This is a genomic window from Escherichia sp. E2586 (assembly GCF_005781105.1).
Classification (GTDB): domain Bacteria; phylum Pseudomonadota; class Gammaproteobacteria; order Enterobacterales; family Enterobacteriaceae; genus Escherichia.
This window is the reverse complement of the sequence record NZ_VATN01000009.1, coordinates 124,745-139,575: the sequence shown is the minus strand read 5'-3', so window position 1 is coordinate 139,575 and position 14,831 is coordinate 124,745. Positions and strand designations below refer to the sequence as shown.

Genomic DNA, 14,831 nt, shown 5'->3' with positions numbered 1-14,831 from the left:
GTTTTACACCCCCTCTGCATAACGCAGAGGGGAATTTTTCCGGCAGATTACTTACCGCCTAAACCTTTTTTCTCCAGTTCTTCTTTAAAGTTGTCACGCGTGATCAGCACTACGTCGGTAACTTCGGTGAATTTTGGCGGTTCAACGTCTTTTGCTACCCAGTTGTAAAGCATTTCGCTGGATTTATAGCCATGAACGTCCGGGCTTGGCAGCAGTGAACCATAGAAACCCGTAGCCTGTGCCTTTGACAGTTCACTCACCGCATCCACACCGTTAATACCGATACCGATAATATCTGCGGCTTTAAAGCCCTGACCTTCCGTCGCGCGTACGCCACCCAGCACGGTGCTGTCGTTCATACCGACGATCAACCAGTGTTTAACTTCAGGATGCTGAACCAGCATAGAGTTAGCGGCGTCAAACGCCCCTGGAATGTCGTTAGATTTGGTAGGAACTTGATAAATTTGTTTTTCCGGGAATCCGGCGGCTTTCAGCGCATCCATAGAACCGGTGGTACGACGACGGGCGGTATCCAGTTCGTTGGCAGTAATCGCCATTACGGCGCTTTCTTTCACATCCCAGCCACGTTTCTGCATCTCTTTATACAGTTCCTGGCCCTGACGTTCGCCAATTTTCGTCGCCGCCATCATCACCAATGGAACGGTATCAACCGGCTTACCTTTGGCATTAACAAACTGATCATCCACGGCAATAACTTTCATATCGTAGCCACGCGCTTTCGCCACGATGGCTGCACCTAGTTTCGGGTCCGGAGTACAGATAACAAAACCTTTCGCGCCACTGGCTGCCAGGCTATCAATAGCGTTCAGTGTTTTTTCGCCATCAGGTACGGCTATCTTAATAACTTCAAAGCCTAAATCTTTCCCGGCTTTATCGGCAAACTTCCATTCAGTCTGAAACCACGGTTCTTCTGGTTGCTTCACCAGGAAACCGAGTTTCAAATTTTCCGCCATAGCGGATTGTGACATAACGGCAGCCAGACCGATGGCTGCAAGAGCTTTAGTAAATTTGTGCATGGTTATCTCCAGCTTTAGCATCATTTTGTGTAGGGCAAAACCTAAGAACTTTCGTTAATTCAATCGGAAAACAAAGCATTACCTTTGGCGAAAAGATAAGTGACTGTGTTGGCATAGTTTTAGCGAGAAATTAATTCTCCATAGGAGAGCAATATCACACCGCAGAATTACAGTGAGAACGTGCATGAATTTAGCAATAAAAGACATACGGAAGACATCAATTGTATGACAAATGAGAAATGACTTAGCAGATTAGTCCATAAGATTAGCCTGGAAATCCTTGTGGCATCATTTGATAGCTCTGGCGTGTCTTCTTTTTAATCTAATTTGCTCGGGCAAGAAGCTGCTCATTACAGCTGAATGGTGAATGATGTAAGAAGAATAAAAATTCCAGACAAAATTCCTTTCGCTGTTAATTATCACCACCTTCATTAATGAAGGATAAATCCATAATGCGAGCATCATCGCAAAACTGAAAAAATACCTAAAAATATAAGAACAGCATCATGAAATTGATAAATTCATTTAATATCAATAACATCCAAAAATTCACAACATTGAGAGTTATTGCAAATCAATAACTCTAATCAATGAAATGTAAAAAAATATAAACTTGGTGATTTAAGGATTTTCTTATAATGCTTCAGACGTTATGCTTATTTCAGATCATCGTCAGAATTGACTCCAGGATCACATTTCGGACCCGCAGAAAGGAATTATTCTGCAAACAGTAATTACGGTGTTTTGATTTATCTTGCACCTCTCGTCTTCTGGATATAAGGATATTAGGTATGGCAACCACTGGAATGCTTCTCAAACTCAACACTCAAATGAACCGCGAGTTTTATGCATCCAATCTCTACCTCCACCTGAGCAACTGGTGTTCTGAACAAAGTCTGAATGGCACCGCGACTTTTCTTCGCTCCCAGGCACAAAGTAACGTGACTCAAATGATGCGCATGTTTAACTTCATGAAAAGCGTCGGAGCGACGCCCATCGTTAAAGCCATTGATGTACCTGGCGAAAAACTGAACTCTCTGGAAGAACTCTTCCAAAAAACGTTGGAAGAATATGAGCAGCGTTCAAGCACGCTGGCGCAATTAGCAAATGAAGCTAAAGAATTGAATGATGATTCTACTGTCGATTTTCTGCGCGATCTGGAAAAAGAACAGCAGCACGATGGTCTCTTACTGCAAACCATTCTTGATGAAGTGCGCAGTGCGAAACTGGCCGGTATGTGCCCTGTCCAGACCGACCAGCATGTTCTGAATGTCGTGTCGCATCAGATACATTAATAAAATCGGCGCATGAAAAGATGCGCCGAATACACAAAAAGTGGTGAAAACCGCTGCCTCACATCGCTGAGGCGGCGGTTTTTTAATGGGATTCGTTTTGTGGGGTAAACTTTAGCTCAATCAACGCGATGGCTTTTTGAATAGCACGCATAGTGACTGGGTCAGCAGCAGCCGGATGGTGGGTAAAATCAATATTCTTCAGCTGGCTGGACATTTTTTCACGAACCTCAACAGGCGCGATCACATCGAGCACGTCGAGAATTTGTTTGATCACCAACTGGCAAGCAACAACATCAGAAACCAGTTCCTGATCGGCATTCAGCGGCTGGGACATCCTAAACTCCTGATAGCATTTTGAAAGCCGTTATAGTAGCGGCTTCCCTTCCTCAACGATAGTCACATCAGTCCGCATCAGGGTATAAAAAAACCTGCCGGAGCAGGTTTTTTTATTATCTGAACATATTGCCTGGCGGTACGTCTTTGAACGTCTTGCAATAATTATTGAACATGCTTTTCAGGATCTTACGCAGTTTCATCGCGCCACTCCGATTATTTGTTATGCAGGTGTTATTGTTCTTGCTGCTTATAATATGACATCCATCACAAAAATCAATCTTTATGTGATGCAAATCACATAAATACCCCTTTAATGTTACGTAAATGATAACCACAAGATATGTGCGTTCTGCAGAAAGCAAGGAATAGCGCTAATCCGTCGTCTTTTCTGTCCATAACCTGGCTGTGTCCACAAGTACAATACCTGTTTCTTCTCCCTCTTCAGGCTGTGACATGAAACATCTGATAATTGTTTTTTCACTTTTAACAGTAGCGGGCTGTACCGTAACTCGTCAGGCTCACCTGAGCGATGTTGACGCCACGAGTGGCATTGTCCGCCTCGTTTATAATCAGGCTTTTTTACAACACGCCCGCACTGACAACTATCTCGATCAGGGAATCGCGAACCGCGCATGTCAGCAGGTTGGATTTACCCGCGCCTTTGCGTTTGGGCAACCTGTAAGTAACTGTAGTTTGTTTGCAGGATCATTATGTCTGAATACGCAATTTACACTGTCGTATCAGTGCCGATACTTAACCCCCTCGGCTTATCAATAAAGATTTTAATCAGCGAGGGAGGCTTCGCTGGTTAATTACCATCTCAAATAGCGTTAATGCGTTTTATTCACATTCGCATTTTTAATAATTGAATTTAATATTTTACCTTTTGCAAATAATAAAATAACAAATTATAGTGGCGCCACAGCAACAAATATAACCTTTGTGGAGCACTATCATGCTGAAACCAGAAATGATTGAAAAACTTAATGAGCAGATGAACCTGGAACTCTACTCTTCACTGCTTTATCAGCAAATGAGCGCATGGTGCAGCTATCACACCTTCGAAGGTGCTGCCGCGTTTCTGCGTCGCCACGCCCAGGAAGAGATGACGCATATGCAGCGTCTGTTTGATTACCTGACCGATACCGGAAATTTACCGCGAATTAATACCGTTGAATCGCCGTTTGCTGAATATTCTTCACTTGATGAATTATTCCAGGAAACCTATAAACACGAACAATTAATTACGCAAAAAATTAACGAACTCGCTCACGCTGCCATGACTAATCAGGACTACCCAACGTTCAATTTCCTGCAATGGTATGTGTCTGAGCAACACGAAGAAGAGAAGTTGTTCAAATCTATTATTGATAAATTGAGCCTGGCGGGGAAAAGCGGCGAAGGACTTTATTTCATCGATAAAGAACTCTCTACCCTCGACGCACAAAACTAATCTTCTCTGGCGGCAGATTTTCTGCCGCCGTTTCAGATCAGTGACGACAAATCTTACTTTTATCGGTTGAGAACCCTTCTTCGCAGGGAATAAATTTGCCTTTTTCCGCCAGAAAAGCCACCAACTCTCCCGCTGTCATCCCTTCAGCCGAGCAAGTATGAAAACGTGTCTGATCACCAAAACGCGCTTTGATCGCCGCTTCCAGGCTGGCATGCGTATATTGCTCACCTGATTCAATCATCATATTTAACACTTCATGACCGTGAATAGATTCCATCGTTCCTCCTCAAAAAAAGCATAGCGTAACGATCCCTGCGCTTTATGGCTTTGCGCCAGCTCAGTTCTGAATGCATTTATCGTACATTTTTGTTTACACTGTATGTAACGTCGATTTGACGAAGTATAGATAATACCTTAACCTGCGCCGCAGATATCACTCATAAAGATCGTCAGGACAGAAGAAAGCGTGAAAAACAGAACTCTGGGAAGTGTTTTTATCGTGGCGGGAACCACAATTGGCGCAGGTATGCTGGCAATGCCGCTGGCAGCGGCTGGCGTCGGTTTTACCGTCACTCTGACATTGTTAATCGGCTTGTGGGCCTTGATGTGTTACACCGCGCTGTTACTGCTGGAAGTGTATCAGCATGTCCCTGCAGATACCGGCTTAGGCACACTGGCAAAACGCTATCTGGGCCGCTACGGTCAGTGGCTGACCGGCTTCAGTATGATGTTTTTAATGTATGCCCTGACCGCAGCATATATCAGCGGTGCCGGTGAATTGCTTGCCTCCAGCATCAGCGACTGGACTGGTATTTCAATGACCACAACTGCGGGTGTGCTGTTGTTTACTTTTGTTGCCGGTGGTGTGGTTTGTGTTGGGACATCGCTGGTCGATTTGTTTAACCGTTTTCTGTTCAGCGCCAAGATTATTTTCCTGGTGCTAATGCTGGTATTGCTGCTACCACATATTCATAAAATCAATCTGCTAACGCTGCCACTGCAACAGGGTCTGGCATTGTCTGCAATTCCGGTGATTTTTACCTCGTTTGGTTTTCACGGTAGCGTACCGAGCATCGTCAGCTATATGGATGGCAACATTCGTAAATTGCGCTGGGTGTTTATTACCGGTAGCGCGATCCCTCTGGTGGCATATATTTTCTGGCAACTGGCGACACTGGGCAGCATTGATTCAACAACCTTTATGGGACTGCTGGCGAATCATGCTGGATTAAATGGGCTGTTACAGGCATTACGCGAAGTGGTGGCCTCGCCGCATGTCGAGTTGGCGGTGCATTTATTCGCTGATTTAGCCCTCGCCACATCTTTCCTGGGCGTAGCGTTAGGCTTATTTGATTATCTGGCGGATTTGTTTCAGCGTTCCAATACCGTTGGTGGAAGACTGCAAACCGGTGTAATTACCTTTCTGCCGCCATTGGCGTTTGCGCTGTTTTATCCACGTGGTTTTGTAATGGCGCTCGGGTATGCTGGCGTAGCGCTGGCAGTATTAGCGTTGATAATTCCTTCACTGCTGACCTGGCAGAGCAGGAAGCATAATCCACAAGCAAGCTATCGGGTGAAAGGTGGACGTCCCGCACTGGTGTTAGTGTTTATCTGTGGCATTGGCGTGATTGGCGTGCAATTTTTGATTGCGGCAGGATTGTTGCCAGAAGTGGGATAAATGCTTTGCCGTGTATATGGACATAGTCCAGATTTTTGTCCGCATCCTTAAAACATGGGTGCCAGAGTTAATTCTGACACCCAATATAGCCTCTTAATGCAGGCAGCACTGCTTATATTTCTTGCCACTACCACATGGGCAAGGGTCGTTACGACCAGGTTTTTCTTCAGCTTTAATCGGTTGCTGAACAGCTTTTTCCTGAGGATGCGTCATCCAGTAAGCATGCAAATCAAGCGCCGCCAGTCGAATGGCATCCACGCTTTCTTCAAACGCTTCTGGCGACATCTTCTCTACGCGCTCGAAGTTTTCCTCAGTACCGTGCAGCGCAATCGCTTCAAGCGCCGGTTTTAATGAGTCAGGCAATGCTGACCAGTCAGAAAGCGCAACGCCACGCATATAGCCAAAGCACCACTCTTCGACAATCGTCAGCTCGCTACCGTCAACTTCTCGTAGACCAAATAACGGTTCAAACTGTTCAGGAAACTCGTTGAGGCGCTCTGCAGTATCGGCCATATGTTGAAACGCCAGGTTCATAAAGCGCGTCATCTCTTTCTCTGACGCCCAGCGCGGCACATAATCCGCCCCCCCCCACACAGCAACCAGCCACTGTTCTGGTTCAATTTCTTGCGGAGAACTCAACACCGCCGTCAACAAACCGTCCAGCTCTGCCACATCAAGGATGGCGTGGTCTGTGTTGTATTTGGTCAAGATATCATCCAGCCATTCCAACTCACTTTCGTTTAACGGTCCAGTTTTCATACGCTTTTCCTTGTGGATCTCGACTCGCCAGCGCCTATCTTACATGTCGGTCTGGCATAGAGATACTTTTCGAGTGGATTACCCGGAGATTAAAAATCAGAGAGGGTGTAACGACAAGTTGCACATACAAAAAAACCACCCGAAGGTGGTTTCACGACACTGCTTATTGCTTTGATTATTCTTATCTTTCCCATGGTACCCGGAGCGGGACTTGAACCCGCACAGCGCGAACGCCGAGGGATTTTAAATCCCTTGTGTCTACCGATTCCACCATCCGGGCTCGGGAAAAATTGGAGGCGCGTTCCGGAGTCGAACCGGACTAGACGGATTTGCAATCCGCTACATAACCGCTTTGTTAACGCGCCGAATTCTTCAGGCTTTTCAGCCAGACACCCGCTTAATGCCGATGTCGTTTAAACTGGAGCGGGAAACGAGACTCGAACTCGCGACCCCGACCTTGGCAAGGTCGTGCTCTACCAACTGAGCTATTCCCGCAATCATCAAGCAATCAGCTAATCACTTGATTTTATTATCGTCTGGCAATCAGTGCCGCCGTTCGATGCGTTGCATTCTACTTACCTGACGCGTTGAGTCAACGATATTTTTCATCACTTTTGATCGTTTGCTGAAATTTGCGTCGAAACGATCACTGATCAAGCAAATCTGCGCGAGCAGCGCTCAAATATTGCAACATTGACCAGAGTGTCAGCACCGCAGCCACAAAGAAAAGGGCAATACCGGCGTACTCAACCCAAATATTCGGGCGCCACAGCAACCAGGCCAGCGCGACCATCTGGGCAGTCGTTTTGACTTTACCAATCCAGGATACGGCCACACTGCTACGTTTACCGAGTTCAGCCATCCATTCACGCAGAGCAGAAATGATAATTTCACGGGCGATCATCGTTGCCGCCGGTAAGGTCACCCACCAGCTATGATAATGCTCGGTTACCAGCACCATGGCGATGGCGACAAGCACTTTGTCTGCTACTGGATCAAGGAAGGCACCAAAACGGGTACTCTGGTTCCAGCGACGCGCCAGAAAACCATCGAACCAGTCAGTCACCGCCGCGACGCAGAAAATGAGCGCGGCAGCAAACGGCGACCAGGTAACAGGTAGATAAAAAACCAATACAAAGAATGGGATAAGGATGACACGGAACAGTGTGAGCAACGTAGGGATATTAAATTGCATAATGACGGGTAACTATCTGTTGTCAGTAAGATTACCCCTATGTTGCTACAGAGACATCAATGTTTCAACGACCAGAAGATCTTTTCTGCCAGACCTTGCGAAATACCCGGCACTTTTGCAATTTCTTCGACGCTGGCGTTACGTAAACCTTGCAAACCGCCCATATATTTCAACAACATTTGTCGACGTTTTGGCCCGACGCCTTCAATGGTTTCCAGGGTGCTGGTATTTTTGACCTTCGCCCGTTTTTTGCGATGTCCGCCAATCGCATGATCGTGTGATTCATCGCGAATATGCTGGATGACGTGCAACGCAGGCGAATCTGGCGGTAAGCTAAAGCCCTCTCCTTCAGGCTCGAAGAACAATGTTTCCAGCCCAGCCTTACGGTCGGCCCCTTTGGCAACGCCAAGTAACAACGGATGGTTTTTATCCCAGGGGACGTCCAGCTCGGCGAAGACATTTTTCGCCTGCGCAAGTTGTCCTTTGCCACCATCAATCAGGATCACGTCCGGAATCTTACTGTCATCGATGGCTTTACCATAACGCCGACGCAACACCTGATTCATCGCCGCATAATCATCGCCCGGCGTAATGCCATTGATGTTATAGCGCCGATACTCCGCACGCAGTGGACCATTAGCATCAAACACCACGCACGAGGCAACGGTTTGTTCGCCCATCGTATGGCTGATATCGAAACATTCCATCCGTTTCACTTCCGGCAATTTCAACACGCTGGCAAGCGCTGTCAGTCGCTGATGAACGGTTGATTGCTGCGAAAGTTTGGTGGTTAACGCTGTTGCTGCATTCGTCCGCGCAAGTTTCAGGTAACGCGCCCTGTCGCCTCGCGGTTTGGTCTGAATGTTTATCTTGCGCCCCGCCAGTTCTGATAATGAATCGGCGAGCAGCGTTTTATCGCTAAGATTAAAATCAAGCAGGATCTCACCCGGGAGAGTGCGCATCTGGCTGCCCTGTAAATAGAACTGACCAACAAAGGTTTCCACGACTTCGCCCAGTTCCGTACCGCCCGGCACCTTCGGGAAATAGCTACGGCTACCGAGCACTTTGCCCTGACGAATAAACAAAACATGGACACATGCCATGCCAGCATCGAACGCCACGCCAATAACATCAAGGTCGTCGCCCGTATTAGAGACAAATTGTTTTTCGGTGACGCGTCGCACCGCCTGAATTTGGTCGCGAATACGTGCCGCCTCTTCAAACTCCAGATTCTGGCTGGCTGTTTCCATGCGGCTAATCAGTTGCTTAAGCACCTGATCGTCTTTACCCGATAAAAACAGGCGCACATATTCAACCTGCTGGGCATACTCTTCTTCGCTAACCAACCCGGCCACGCACGGCCCAAGACAGCGCCCTATCTGGTATTGCAGACATGGACGCGAGCGATTGCGATAAACGCTATTTTCGCACTGGCGAATGGGGAAAATCTTTTGCAACAACGCCAGAGTTTCACGCACCGCATAACCATTCGGGAACGGGCCGAAATACTCTCCCTTGGCGTGCTTCGCACCGCGATGCATCGCCAGACGTGGATGTGTATCGCCACTGAGGAAGATAAAGGGGTAAGATTTATCATCGCGTAACAAAACGTTGTAACGCGGCTGATAGAGTTTGATGTAGTTGTGTTCCAGCAATAATGCTTCGGTTTCAGTATGAGTCACCGTGACATCGATTTGCTGGATCTGGGCGACCAACGCTTCCGTTTTGCGCGAAGCGAGATTGCTACGGAAATAGCTTGAAAGCCGTTTTTTCAGGTCTTTCGCTTTACCGACATAAATAACCGTACCACCAGCATCATACATGCGATATACGCCCGGCTGGCTGGTGACGGTTTTTAAAAACGCTTTTGCGTCAAACTGAACACTCACTGACTTGTTAACGTCTCCGCATTACACAAACCATGGCGAATAGCCAGGTGAGTCAGCTCAACATCGCCATGAATGTTTAATTTACTGAACATACGGTAGCGATAGCTGTTCACCGTTTTCGGACTGAGATTAAGCTGTTCTGAAATCTCATTGACCTTCTGGCCTTTGGTAATCATCAGCATAATCTGCAATTCGCGTTCAGACAAACTGGCAAATGGGCTTTCTGTTTTTTCTGGTTCGATCTGGCTTAACGCCATTTGTTGCGCAATGTCAGAAGCAATATAACGCTGCCCAGAATAGACAGAACGAATCGCGCTCACCACCTCCTGCGGGGCCGCACCTTTGCTTAGATAGCCCGCAGCGCCAGCCTGCATGACTTTTGCTGGTAAAGGGTTTTCGGTGTGAACCGTAAGCATGATGATTTTGACATCTGCGGTTGAACGGGCAATTTTACGCGTCGCCTCAAGGCCGCCAATGCCAGGCATACTCATGTCCATTAGCACCACGTCGACGGAATTTGCCCGGCACCACTTAACGGCATCTTCACCACAGGAAGCCTCACCAACGACTTTAATACCCTTTATATCTTCCAGAATGCGTCGTATCCCTGCGCGCACCAGTTCGTGGTCATCAACAAGTAGAACGTTGATCAAAGGAATATCTCCAGAAATAGGGATAACGCTACTGATAGTTAGTCATCCGTATATTAGCGGGTTTTATTGCAACTTTGAAACGTTAAAAATGGTGGGTATTCGATTTTTCTCTCATTTTTGATAATTCGATTGTCCACAGTTATGATCACGTCCGTCACCAAAAAGCTTCCGGGGCGTTGTAACCTATCTGTTAGACTGAAATGTGACAAAAATTGACTTCATTCAGCACAAATGAAAAATCATCAGCATGAATATGTAACATTAATTAACTCAATAAATACGCACAAAAAACATTCATGATATAAATATTTATTAACCACTATATTAACTAATTTAATATCAATGATGATTCAGCGACCAAAAAACAACCACTGCTATTTTTAGCAAAGCTTATGGTATACTCCGCCGCCTTAACATTTTTTACTGCAAATTTTCATTGCAACATGACGAGGAAAATAAATGAGTACGCCTGATTTTTCTACTGCCGAGAATAATCAAGAACTGGCAAATGAAGTCTCCTGCCTGAAAGCGATGCTGACGCTGATGCTGCAGGCGATGGGACAAGCTGACGCGGGCCGCGTGATGTTAAAGATGGAAAAACAGCTTGCGCTGATCGAAGACGAAACCCAGGCTGCGGTATTTTCCAAAACGGTTAAGCAAATTAAACAGGCCTACCGCCAGTAATATAAAACCGGCTGAAAGCACACCTTTCAGCCGGTTTTACACCTGGCACGCAGAATGTAATAGAGGTCATATTAAGCCAGTTGCGGCAGCGTAGCAGGCAACCTGGGTCTTATTCGGCGCGTTGATTTTTTTCTGCATGTTTTTCTGATGAAAATTAACCGTGTTCTCGGAGATTGACAAGATCATCGCAATCTCTGCCGATGTCTTACCTTCCGCGGTCCATTTCAAAATCTCCTTTTCCCGCTTACTGAAATTCATCTCCGGCGTCATCACTATTTGATCATTTAAACGCATCAGCGCCATCAGACTTTCGCGCACCAGTAACTGCATTTTTAATTGCAGCTCATCACTAAGAACGGGTATTTCGCGCGTACTGCTACGAGAAAATGACAAAAATCCCAACGCCCGGTTCGGTAGCATTAAATACTGAGTGACTCCCCTGCGTAAACCATGCGCACGCGCAGCCTCCCATAATGGCTGGGCTTCACTGAATAAGTCATCATTCCACAATAAATGGCCCTGACTGAAGTTTTCAGGGTTGAGCACGGGATCAATAGCGAGAAAGTTTTTTGCCTGATAATAACTAACCCACGACTCAGGGTAATTGGTGTAGAAAGCCACTTTGGGTCGCGTGAATGGCACCGGGTGGCGAACACATAACGAATAGTAATCGTACTCGAGCTGCTGAGCCTGAAGCTCTATTTCATGGTAGACCTCTTCTGCGGCCTCCATCCTCTGAAAGCGCGACAGCATTGTGCGACGCCAGCTAAAAAAATCCGTATCCTGCATAGTAAACCGCAATGCCCCTGAGAGTGAGTATCATTTATACTGAAAACTCAAGCTATCACATAAATAAGATTTATATATAATTTATATTATTCAGATAATGAATTACTTTTGCAAGACATCGCATTCTCTTATGTTATTAATGAGTTATGCTGATTTATTGACCGTTTATTGAGTCTTCAGAAGAGTGGTTCGCCCCGGTAACTAACTCACCGGGGCTGATTTTTTCTTATTATTGCAGTAGAAACTTCTCGAGAAACTGGCGGGTACGGGGCTGCTGTGGATTAGCAAATAACGCTTTCGCCGAGCCCTGCTCTACTATCCGCCCCTGGTCCATAAAGATCGCGCGGTCAGCAACATCTCGGGCAAAGCTCATTTCGTGTGTCACAATCACCATTGTGCGCTTTTCCTGTGCCAGCTGGCGGATAGTATTCAGGACTTCGCCCACCAGCTCTGGGTCCAGGGCCGACGTTGGCTCATCAAACAAAATCACCTCGGGACGCATCGCCAGCGCCCGGGCAATCGCCACACGCTGCTGTTGACCGCCAGATAAACGACGTGGATAGCTGGCTTCTTTGCCTGCAAGGCCAACTTTCGCCAACAACTCACGTGCGCGCGCCGTGGCTTCCTCTTTAGGTTCACCTTTGACAATCACCGGCCCTTCAATAATGTTTTCCAGCACCGTACGATGCGGAAACAAATTAAAGTTCTGGAAAACAAAACCAACGTGCTGGCGCAACTGACGAATCAGGGATTTTTGCTGACTTAACGAACGCGCGGTATCAATGGTGATATCCCCGACGGTAATCGTCCCCGCTTCTGGTTGTTCCAGCAAATTTATGCTGCGTAGCAACGTGGTTTTCCCGGAGCCGCTTGGACCTATAATCGCCACTACTTCGCCGGTTTTAACCTCCAGATCTATGCCATGCAGCACCGTCTGACCGTGGAATTTTTTCACCAGGTTTTTAACGTCAATGGCACTCATTTTGGATCCCTCTCCTGGCGATTAAGTTGATTCTCAAAATGGTTCTGCAACGTCGATAACACCGTCGCCATTATCCAGTAGATGAGCGAAGCCGCCAGATACATGGTGAAAACTTCCAGTGTGCGTGAAGTAATCAACTGCGCCTGACGGAACAGCTCTGGCACCTGAATCGTCGCAGCCAGAGAAGTATCTTTTACCAGGCTGATAAAACTGTTCGACAGCGGCGGCAGTGCTACCCGCGCGGCCTGTGGCAAAATAGCACGACGCATAGTTTGCCACGGCGTCATGCCGATACTGGCAGCTGCTTCCCACTGACCTTTATCTATAGACGAAATCGCTGCCCGCAGCGTTTCGGCTGCATAGGCGGCGGTGTTCAGTGACAGGCCAATCATCGCTGACGGAATCGGGTCTAATTCAATGCCAAACTGCGGCAAGCCGTAGTAGATCATAAACAGCTGTGCGATGAGTGGCGTACCACGGAAAATGGAGATATAAAAACGCGCCAGCCAGCGCACTGGCCAGACGGGCGACAGGCGCATCAGCGCGAGAATAAATCCCAGCAGTAAGCCAAAAAACATGCCGCCAATGCTGAGTTGCAGCGTATACCCTGCCCCTTTCAACAGGAACGGCAGCGAATCAATAACCAGTTGTATGCTTTCTTGCATGAGCGTTTCCGGAGCTAAACGTGGGGGTGATAGGCGAACAGTGCAGGTGCGCCGCCGGTATGAATAAACAGAATCGGCCCTTCATCTTTGAAGCGTTTCTGACTTATACCATCAATCAGCCCCGCCATCGCTTTTCCGGTATACACGGGATCAAGCAGAATGCCTTCCAGACGCGCCAGCAGTTTCACCGCCTCCATGCCTTCGTCATTCGGCACACCGTAGCCAGGCGCAAAATAGTCATCCCAGAGTAAAATTTCCGCTGAGGCAGTCAGCTCCAGTTCTTTCGCGATCGCCTGTTGTAGGCTAACCACTTTCGGCAACTGGTCAGCAACAGAACGTGAAACAGTCACGCCAATCAGTTCTGTTTCAGGCATCAGTTGTTCCAGCCCTACTGCAAGCCCGGCGTGAGTTCCGGCACTGCCTGATGCCACCACCACCGACGATATGTTAACCGCCCCTTCACACTGCTGGGCGATTTCCAGCGCACTCTCCACATAGCCCAACGCCCCTAAAGCATTGGAGCCGCCAACCGGAATGACGTATGGGCGAAAGCCTTGCGCTTCGACGCGAGTCGCTAACTCTTCCAGTTGGGCATCAGGATCGGTCAGCGCATCGCACATTTCAATCTGAGTATTGAACAGATCCAGCAACAAGCGGTTGCCGTTGGTTAAATAGTTTTCTGCGGCAGTGCCAATGGGATTTTCCAGCAGCGCCACGCAATGCAAACCAAGTTTTGCGGCCACTGCGGCAGTCTGGCGCACATGGTTAGACTGAATCGCTCCGGCTGTAATCAGTGTATCGGCACCTTCGCGCAAGGCGTCTGCTGCGAGAAATTCCAGTTTGCGTAACTTATTTCCGCCCATTGCCAACGGGGTGACGTCATCCCGTTTGATGAAAATGTCCCGCCCGAGATAATCAGAAAAACGTGGCAGATATTCGAGCGGTGTCGGTGCGCCGATAAACTCCAGCCGTGGAAAACGAGTTAAATTATGCAGTGGCATAAAAGCCTCCGATGTGTGTTGTTGTGATCTTGTTATTATGCACGCTGGAAACGTATAAATAAAAAATGCGCCGATTAAAGCGCCCTTTTTTGTCATTATGCCCGTCCAGAATAGCGTTGACACGTTCCCGACTGTGAGTTCAACCGAGGGATGCAACACACTGGTTGAACCGATCTGTGAGTGATTCGTACTCTGGAGTTTTCTCGGTCTTTCGTTGAGCATATGGCAACTGTAGTACTCATGGATTCCGGGCGATAGCAGGTAGTGTGTTAATAGAATCAGATTTGTGGTCCCGTGATGCTGTTGAATGTCCGATGGGTCATCAGGAACGTAACGGTGTAAAGGCTGCTTATGTCCATAAAGCAGAAAATCTGATGTCCCCTGGTTATGGGGATAACTTCTCCTGGCATCTTAG

General features: G+C 47.5%; 18 protein-coding genes, 3 tRNA genes and 1 pseudogene. 7 read left to right on the top strand and 15 right to left on the bottom strand.

From position 1 onward, the window contains the following. Positions 1 to 47 precede the first annotated feature (47 nt). Complete coding sequence (gene araF, locus FEK50_RS10555) at positions 48 to 1,037, bottom strand: arabinose ABC transporter substrate-binding protein AraF (RefSeq protein ID WP_130208541.1); 990 nt, start codon at positions 1,035 to 1,037, stop codon at positions 48 to 50. A gap of 791 nt (positions 1,038 to 1,828) precedes the next feature. Here araF and FEK50_RS10550 point away from each other — a divergent pair. Next, a complete protein-coding gene (locus FEK50_RS10550; RefSeq protein WP_130208543.1) occupies positions 1,829 to 2,332 on the top strand; it encodes a non-heme ferritin-like protein in 504 nt (167 codons plus the stop codon). A gap of 82 nt (positions 2,333 to 2,414) precedes the next feature. Here FEK50_RS10550 and yecJ read toward each other — a convergent pair whose 3' ends face one another. Together yecJ and azuC are read right to left on the bottom strand one after the other, a co-directional pair. After that, positions 2,415 to 2,666 (bottom strand): DUF2766 family protein YecJ, encoded by a 252-nt coding sequence (gene yecJ / locus FEK50_RS10545; RefSeq protein ID WP_064529310.1) that lies wholly within the window; start codon positions 2,664 to 2,666, stop codon positions 2,415 to 2,417. Between the two features lie 115 nt (positions 2,667 to 2,781). Further along, complete coding sequence (gene azuC / locus FEK50_RS10540) at positions 2,782 to 2,868, bottom strand: stress response protein AzuC (RefSeq protein ID WP_010723106.1); 87 nt, start codon at positions 2,866 to 2,868, stop codon at positions 2,782 to 2,784. 253 nt (positions 2,869 to 3,121) lie between these two features. Between azuC and yecR the strand changes: the two genes are divergently transcribed. Then, positions 3,122 to 3,445, top strand: a complete 324-nt coding sequence (yecR, locus tag FEK50_RS10535) for a YecR family lipoprotein (RefSeq protein WP_130208545.1) — start codon at positions 3,122 to 3,124, stop codon at positions 3,443 to 3,445. Positions 3,446 to 3,623: 178 nt separating this feature from the next. Then, complete coding sequence (gene ftnA, locus FEK50_RS10530) at positions 3,624 to 4,121, top strand: non-heme ferritin (protein WP_000917207.1); 498 nt, start codon at positions 3,624 to 3,626, stop codon at positions 4,119 to 4,121. A gap of 37 nt (positions 4,122 to 4,158) precedes the next feature. On the opposite strand, the gene FEK50_RS10525 is transcribed toward ftnA, so the two are convergent. Continuing rightward, entirely contained in the window at positions 4,159 to 4,398 is a 240-nt protein-coding gene (locus tag FEK50_RS10525) for a YecH family metal-binding protein (protein WP_130208547.1), read from the bottom strand. Positions 4,399 to 4,587: 189 nt separating this feature from the next. On the opposite strand from FEK50_RS10525, the gene tyrP reads away from it, so the two are divergent. Then, positions 4,588 to 5,799 carry a tyrosine transporter TyrP gene (gene tyrP / locus FEK50_RS10520; protein WP_130208549.1) on the top strand — a complete coding sequence of 404 codons (1,212 nt, stop codon included), beginning with the start codon at positions 4,588 to 4,590 and terminating at the stop codon, positions 5,797 to 5,799. 93 nt (positions 5,800 to 5,892) lie between these two features. On the opposite strand, the gene yecA is transcribed toward tyrP, so the two are convergent. From yecA to uvrY, 7 genes are all read right to left on the bottom strand, one after another. Further along, entirely contained in the window at positions 5,893 to 6,558 is a 666-nt protein-coding gene (gene yecA / locus FEK50_RS10515; protein ID WP_130208551.1) for a UPF0149 family protein YecA, read from the bottom strand. Between the two features lie 193 nt (positions 6,559 to 6,751). Further along, a tRNA-Leu gene (locus FEK50_RS10510) sits at positions 6,752 to 6,838 on the bottom strand. A gap of 11 nt (positions 6,839 to 6,849) precedes the next feature. Then, a tRNA-Cys gene (locus FEK50_RS10505) sits at positions 6,850 to 6,923 on the bottom strand. Between the two features lie 54 nt (positions 6,924 to 6,977). Continuing rightward, a tRNA-Gly gene (locus tag FEK50_RS10500) sits at positions 6,978 to 7,053 on the bottom strand. A gap of 151 nt (positions 7,054 to 7,204) precedes the next feature. Continuing rightward, entirely contained in the window at positions 7,205 to 7,753 is a 549-nt protein-coding gene (gene pgsA / locus FEK50_RS10495; protein ID WP_001160187.1) for a CDP-diacylglycerol--glycerol-3-phosphate 3-phosphatidyltransferase, read from the bottom strand. A 56-nt stretch (positions 7,754 to 7,809) separates the two neighbouring features. Beyond that, entirely contained in the window at positions 7,810 to 9,642 is a 1,833-nt protein-coding gene (gene uvrC / locus FEK50_RS10490; protein WP_130208553.1) for an excinuclease ABC subunit UvrC, read from the bottom strand. Then, positions 9,639 to 10,295, bottom strand: coding sequence for a UvrY/SirA/GacA family response regulator transcription factor (uvrY, locus tag FEK50_RS10485; RefSeq protein ID WP_064529316.1), 657 nt, complete (start codon positions 10,293 to 10,295; stop codon positions 9,639 to 9,641). Before uvrY ends, uvrC begins: the two co-directional genes overlap by 4 nt. Before the next feature lie 338 nt (positions 10,296 to 10,633). Here uvrY and FEK50_RS24495 point away from each other — a divergent pair, with 338 nt between their 5' ends. Both FEK50_RS24495 and yecF read left to right on the top strand, forming a co-directional pair. Continuing rightward, positions 10,634 to 10,768 (top strand): hypothetical protein, encoded by a 135-nt coding sequence (locus tag FEK50_RS24495; RefSeq protein WP_240731141.1) that lies wholly within the window; start codon positions 10,634 to 10,636, stop codon positions 10,766 to 10,768. Beyond that, positions 10,755 to 10,979: a DUF2594 family protein YecF gene (yecF, locus tag FEK50_RS10480; RefSeq protein ID WP_000106474.1), complete on the top strand. Its 225-nt coding sequence runs from the start codon at positions 10,755 to 10,757 to the stop codon at positions 10,977 to 10,979. The genes FEK50_RS24495 and yecF overlap by 14 nt, the downstream gene beginning before the upstream one ends. A gap of 66 nt (positions 10,980 to 11,045) precedes the next feature. On the opposite strand, the gene sdiA is transcribed toward yecF, so the two are convergent. The 4 genes from sdiA to dcyD form a co-directional block, all read right to left on the bottom strand. After that, a complete protein-coding gene (sdiA, locus tag FEK50_RS10475; protein ID WP_130208555.1) occupies positions 11,046 to 11,768 on the bottom strand; it encodes a transcriptional regulator SdiA in 723 nt (240 codons plus the stop codon). Positions 11,769 to 11,997: 229 nt separating this feature from the next. Beyond that, positions 11,998 to 12,750, bottom strand: a complete 753-nt coding sequence (gene tcyN / locus FEK50_RS10470; protein ID WP_131161112.1) for an L-cystine ABC transporter ATP-binding protein TcyN — start codon at positions 12,748 to 12,750, stop codon at positions 11,998 to 12,000. Next, entirely contained in the window at positions 12,747 to 13,415 is a 669-nt protein-coding gene (gene tcyL, locus FEK50_RS10465) for a cystine ABC transporter permease (protein WP_130223595.1), read from the bottom strand. The genes tcyN and tcyL overlap by 4 nt, the downstream gene beginning before the upstream one ends. A 14-nt stretch (positions 13,416 to 13,429) precedes the next feature. Then, positions 13,430 to 14,416: a D-cysteine desulfhydrase gene (gene dcyD, locus FEK50_RS10460; RefSeq protein WP_131161111.1), complete on the bottom strand. Its 987-nt coding sequence runs from the start codon at positions 14,414 to 14,416 to the stop codon at positions 13,430 to 13,432. 239 nt (positions 14,417 to 14,655) lie between these two features. Between dcyD and FEK50_RS24490 the strand changes: the two are divergent. Next, a pseudogene (locus tag FEK50_RS24490) lies at positions 14,656 to 14,787 on the top strand (integrase); the annotation flags it as partial. Positions 14,788 to 14,831: the final 44 nt, after the last annotated feature.

Coding starts and splice junctions, on each gene's coding strand:
- araF (WP_130208541.1), bottom strand. CDS start 1,037: ATGCACAAATTTACTAAAGCTCTTGCAGCCATCGGTCTGGCTGCCGTT.
- FEK50_RS10550 (WP_130208543.1), top strand. CDS start 1,829: ATGGCAACCACTGGAATGCTTCTCAAACTCAACACTCAAATGAACCGC.
- yecJ (WP_064529310.1), bottom strand. CDS start 2,666: ATGTCCCAGCCGCTGAATGCCGATCAGGAACTGGTTTCTGATGTTGTT.
- azuC (WP_010723106.1), bottom strand. CDS start 2,868: ATGAAACTGCGTAAGATCCTGAAAAGCATGTTCAATAATTATTGCAAG.
- yecR (WP_130208545.1), top strand. CDS start 3,122: ATGAAACATCTGATAATTGTTTTTTCACTTTTAACAGTAGCGGGCTGT.
- ftnA (WP_000917207.1), top strand. CDS start 3,624: ATGCTGAAACCAGAAATGATTGAAAAACTTAATGAGCAGATGAACCTG.
- FEK50_RS10525 (WP_130208547.1), bottom strand. CDS start 4,398: ATGGAATCTATTCACGGTCATGAAGTGTTAAATATGATGATTGAATCA.
- yecA (WP_130208551.1), bottom strand. CDS start 6,558: ATGAAAACTGGACCGTTAAACGAAAGTGAGTTGGAATGGCTGGATGAT.
- pgsA (WP_001160187.1), bottom strand. CDS start 7,753: ATGCAATTTAATATCCCTACGTTGCTCACACTGTTCCGTGTCATCCTT.
- yecF (WP_000106474.1), top strand. CDS start 10,755: ATGAGTACGCCTGATTTTTCTACTGCCGAGAATAATCAAGAACTGGCA.
- sdiA (WP_130208555.1), bottom strand. CDS start 11,768: ATGCAGGATACGGATTTTTTTAGCTGGCGTCGCACAATGCTGTCGCGC.
- tcyN (WP_131161112.1), bottom strand. CDS start 12,750: ATGAGTGCCATTGACGTTAAAAACCTGGTGAAAAAATTCCACGGTCAG.
- tcyL (WP_130223595.1), bottom strand. CDS start 13,415: ATGCAAGAAAGCATACAACTGGTTATTGATTCGCTGCCGTTCCTGTTG.
- dcyD (WP_131161111.1), bottom strand. CDS start 14,416: ATGCCACTGCATAATTTAACTCGTTTTCCACGGCTGGAGTTTATCGGC.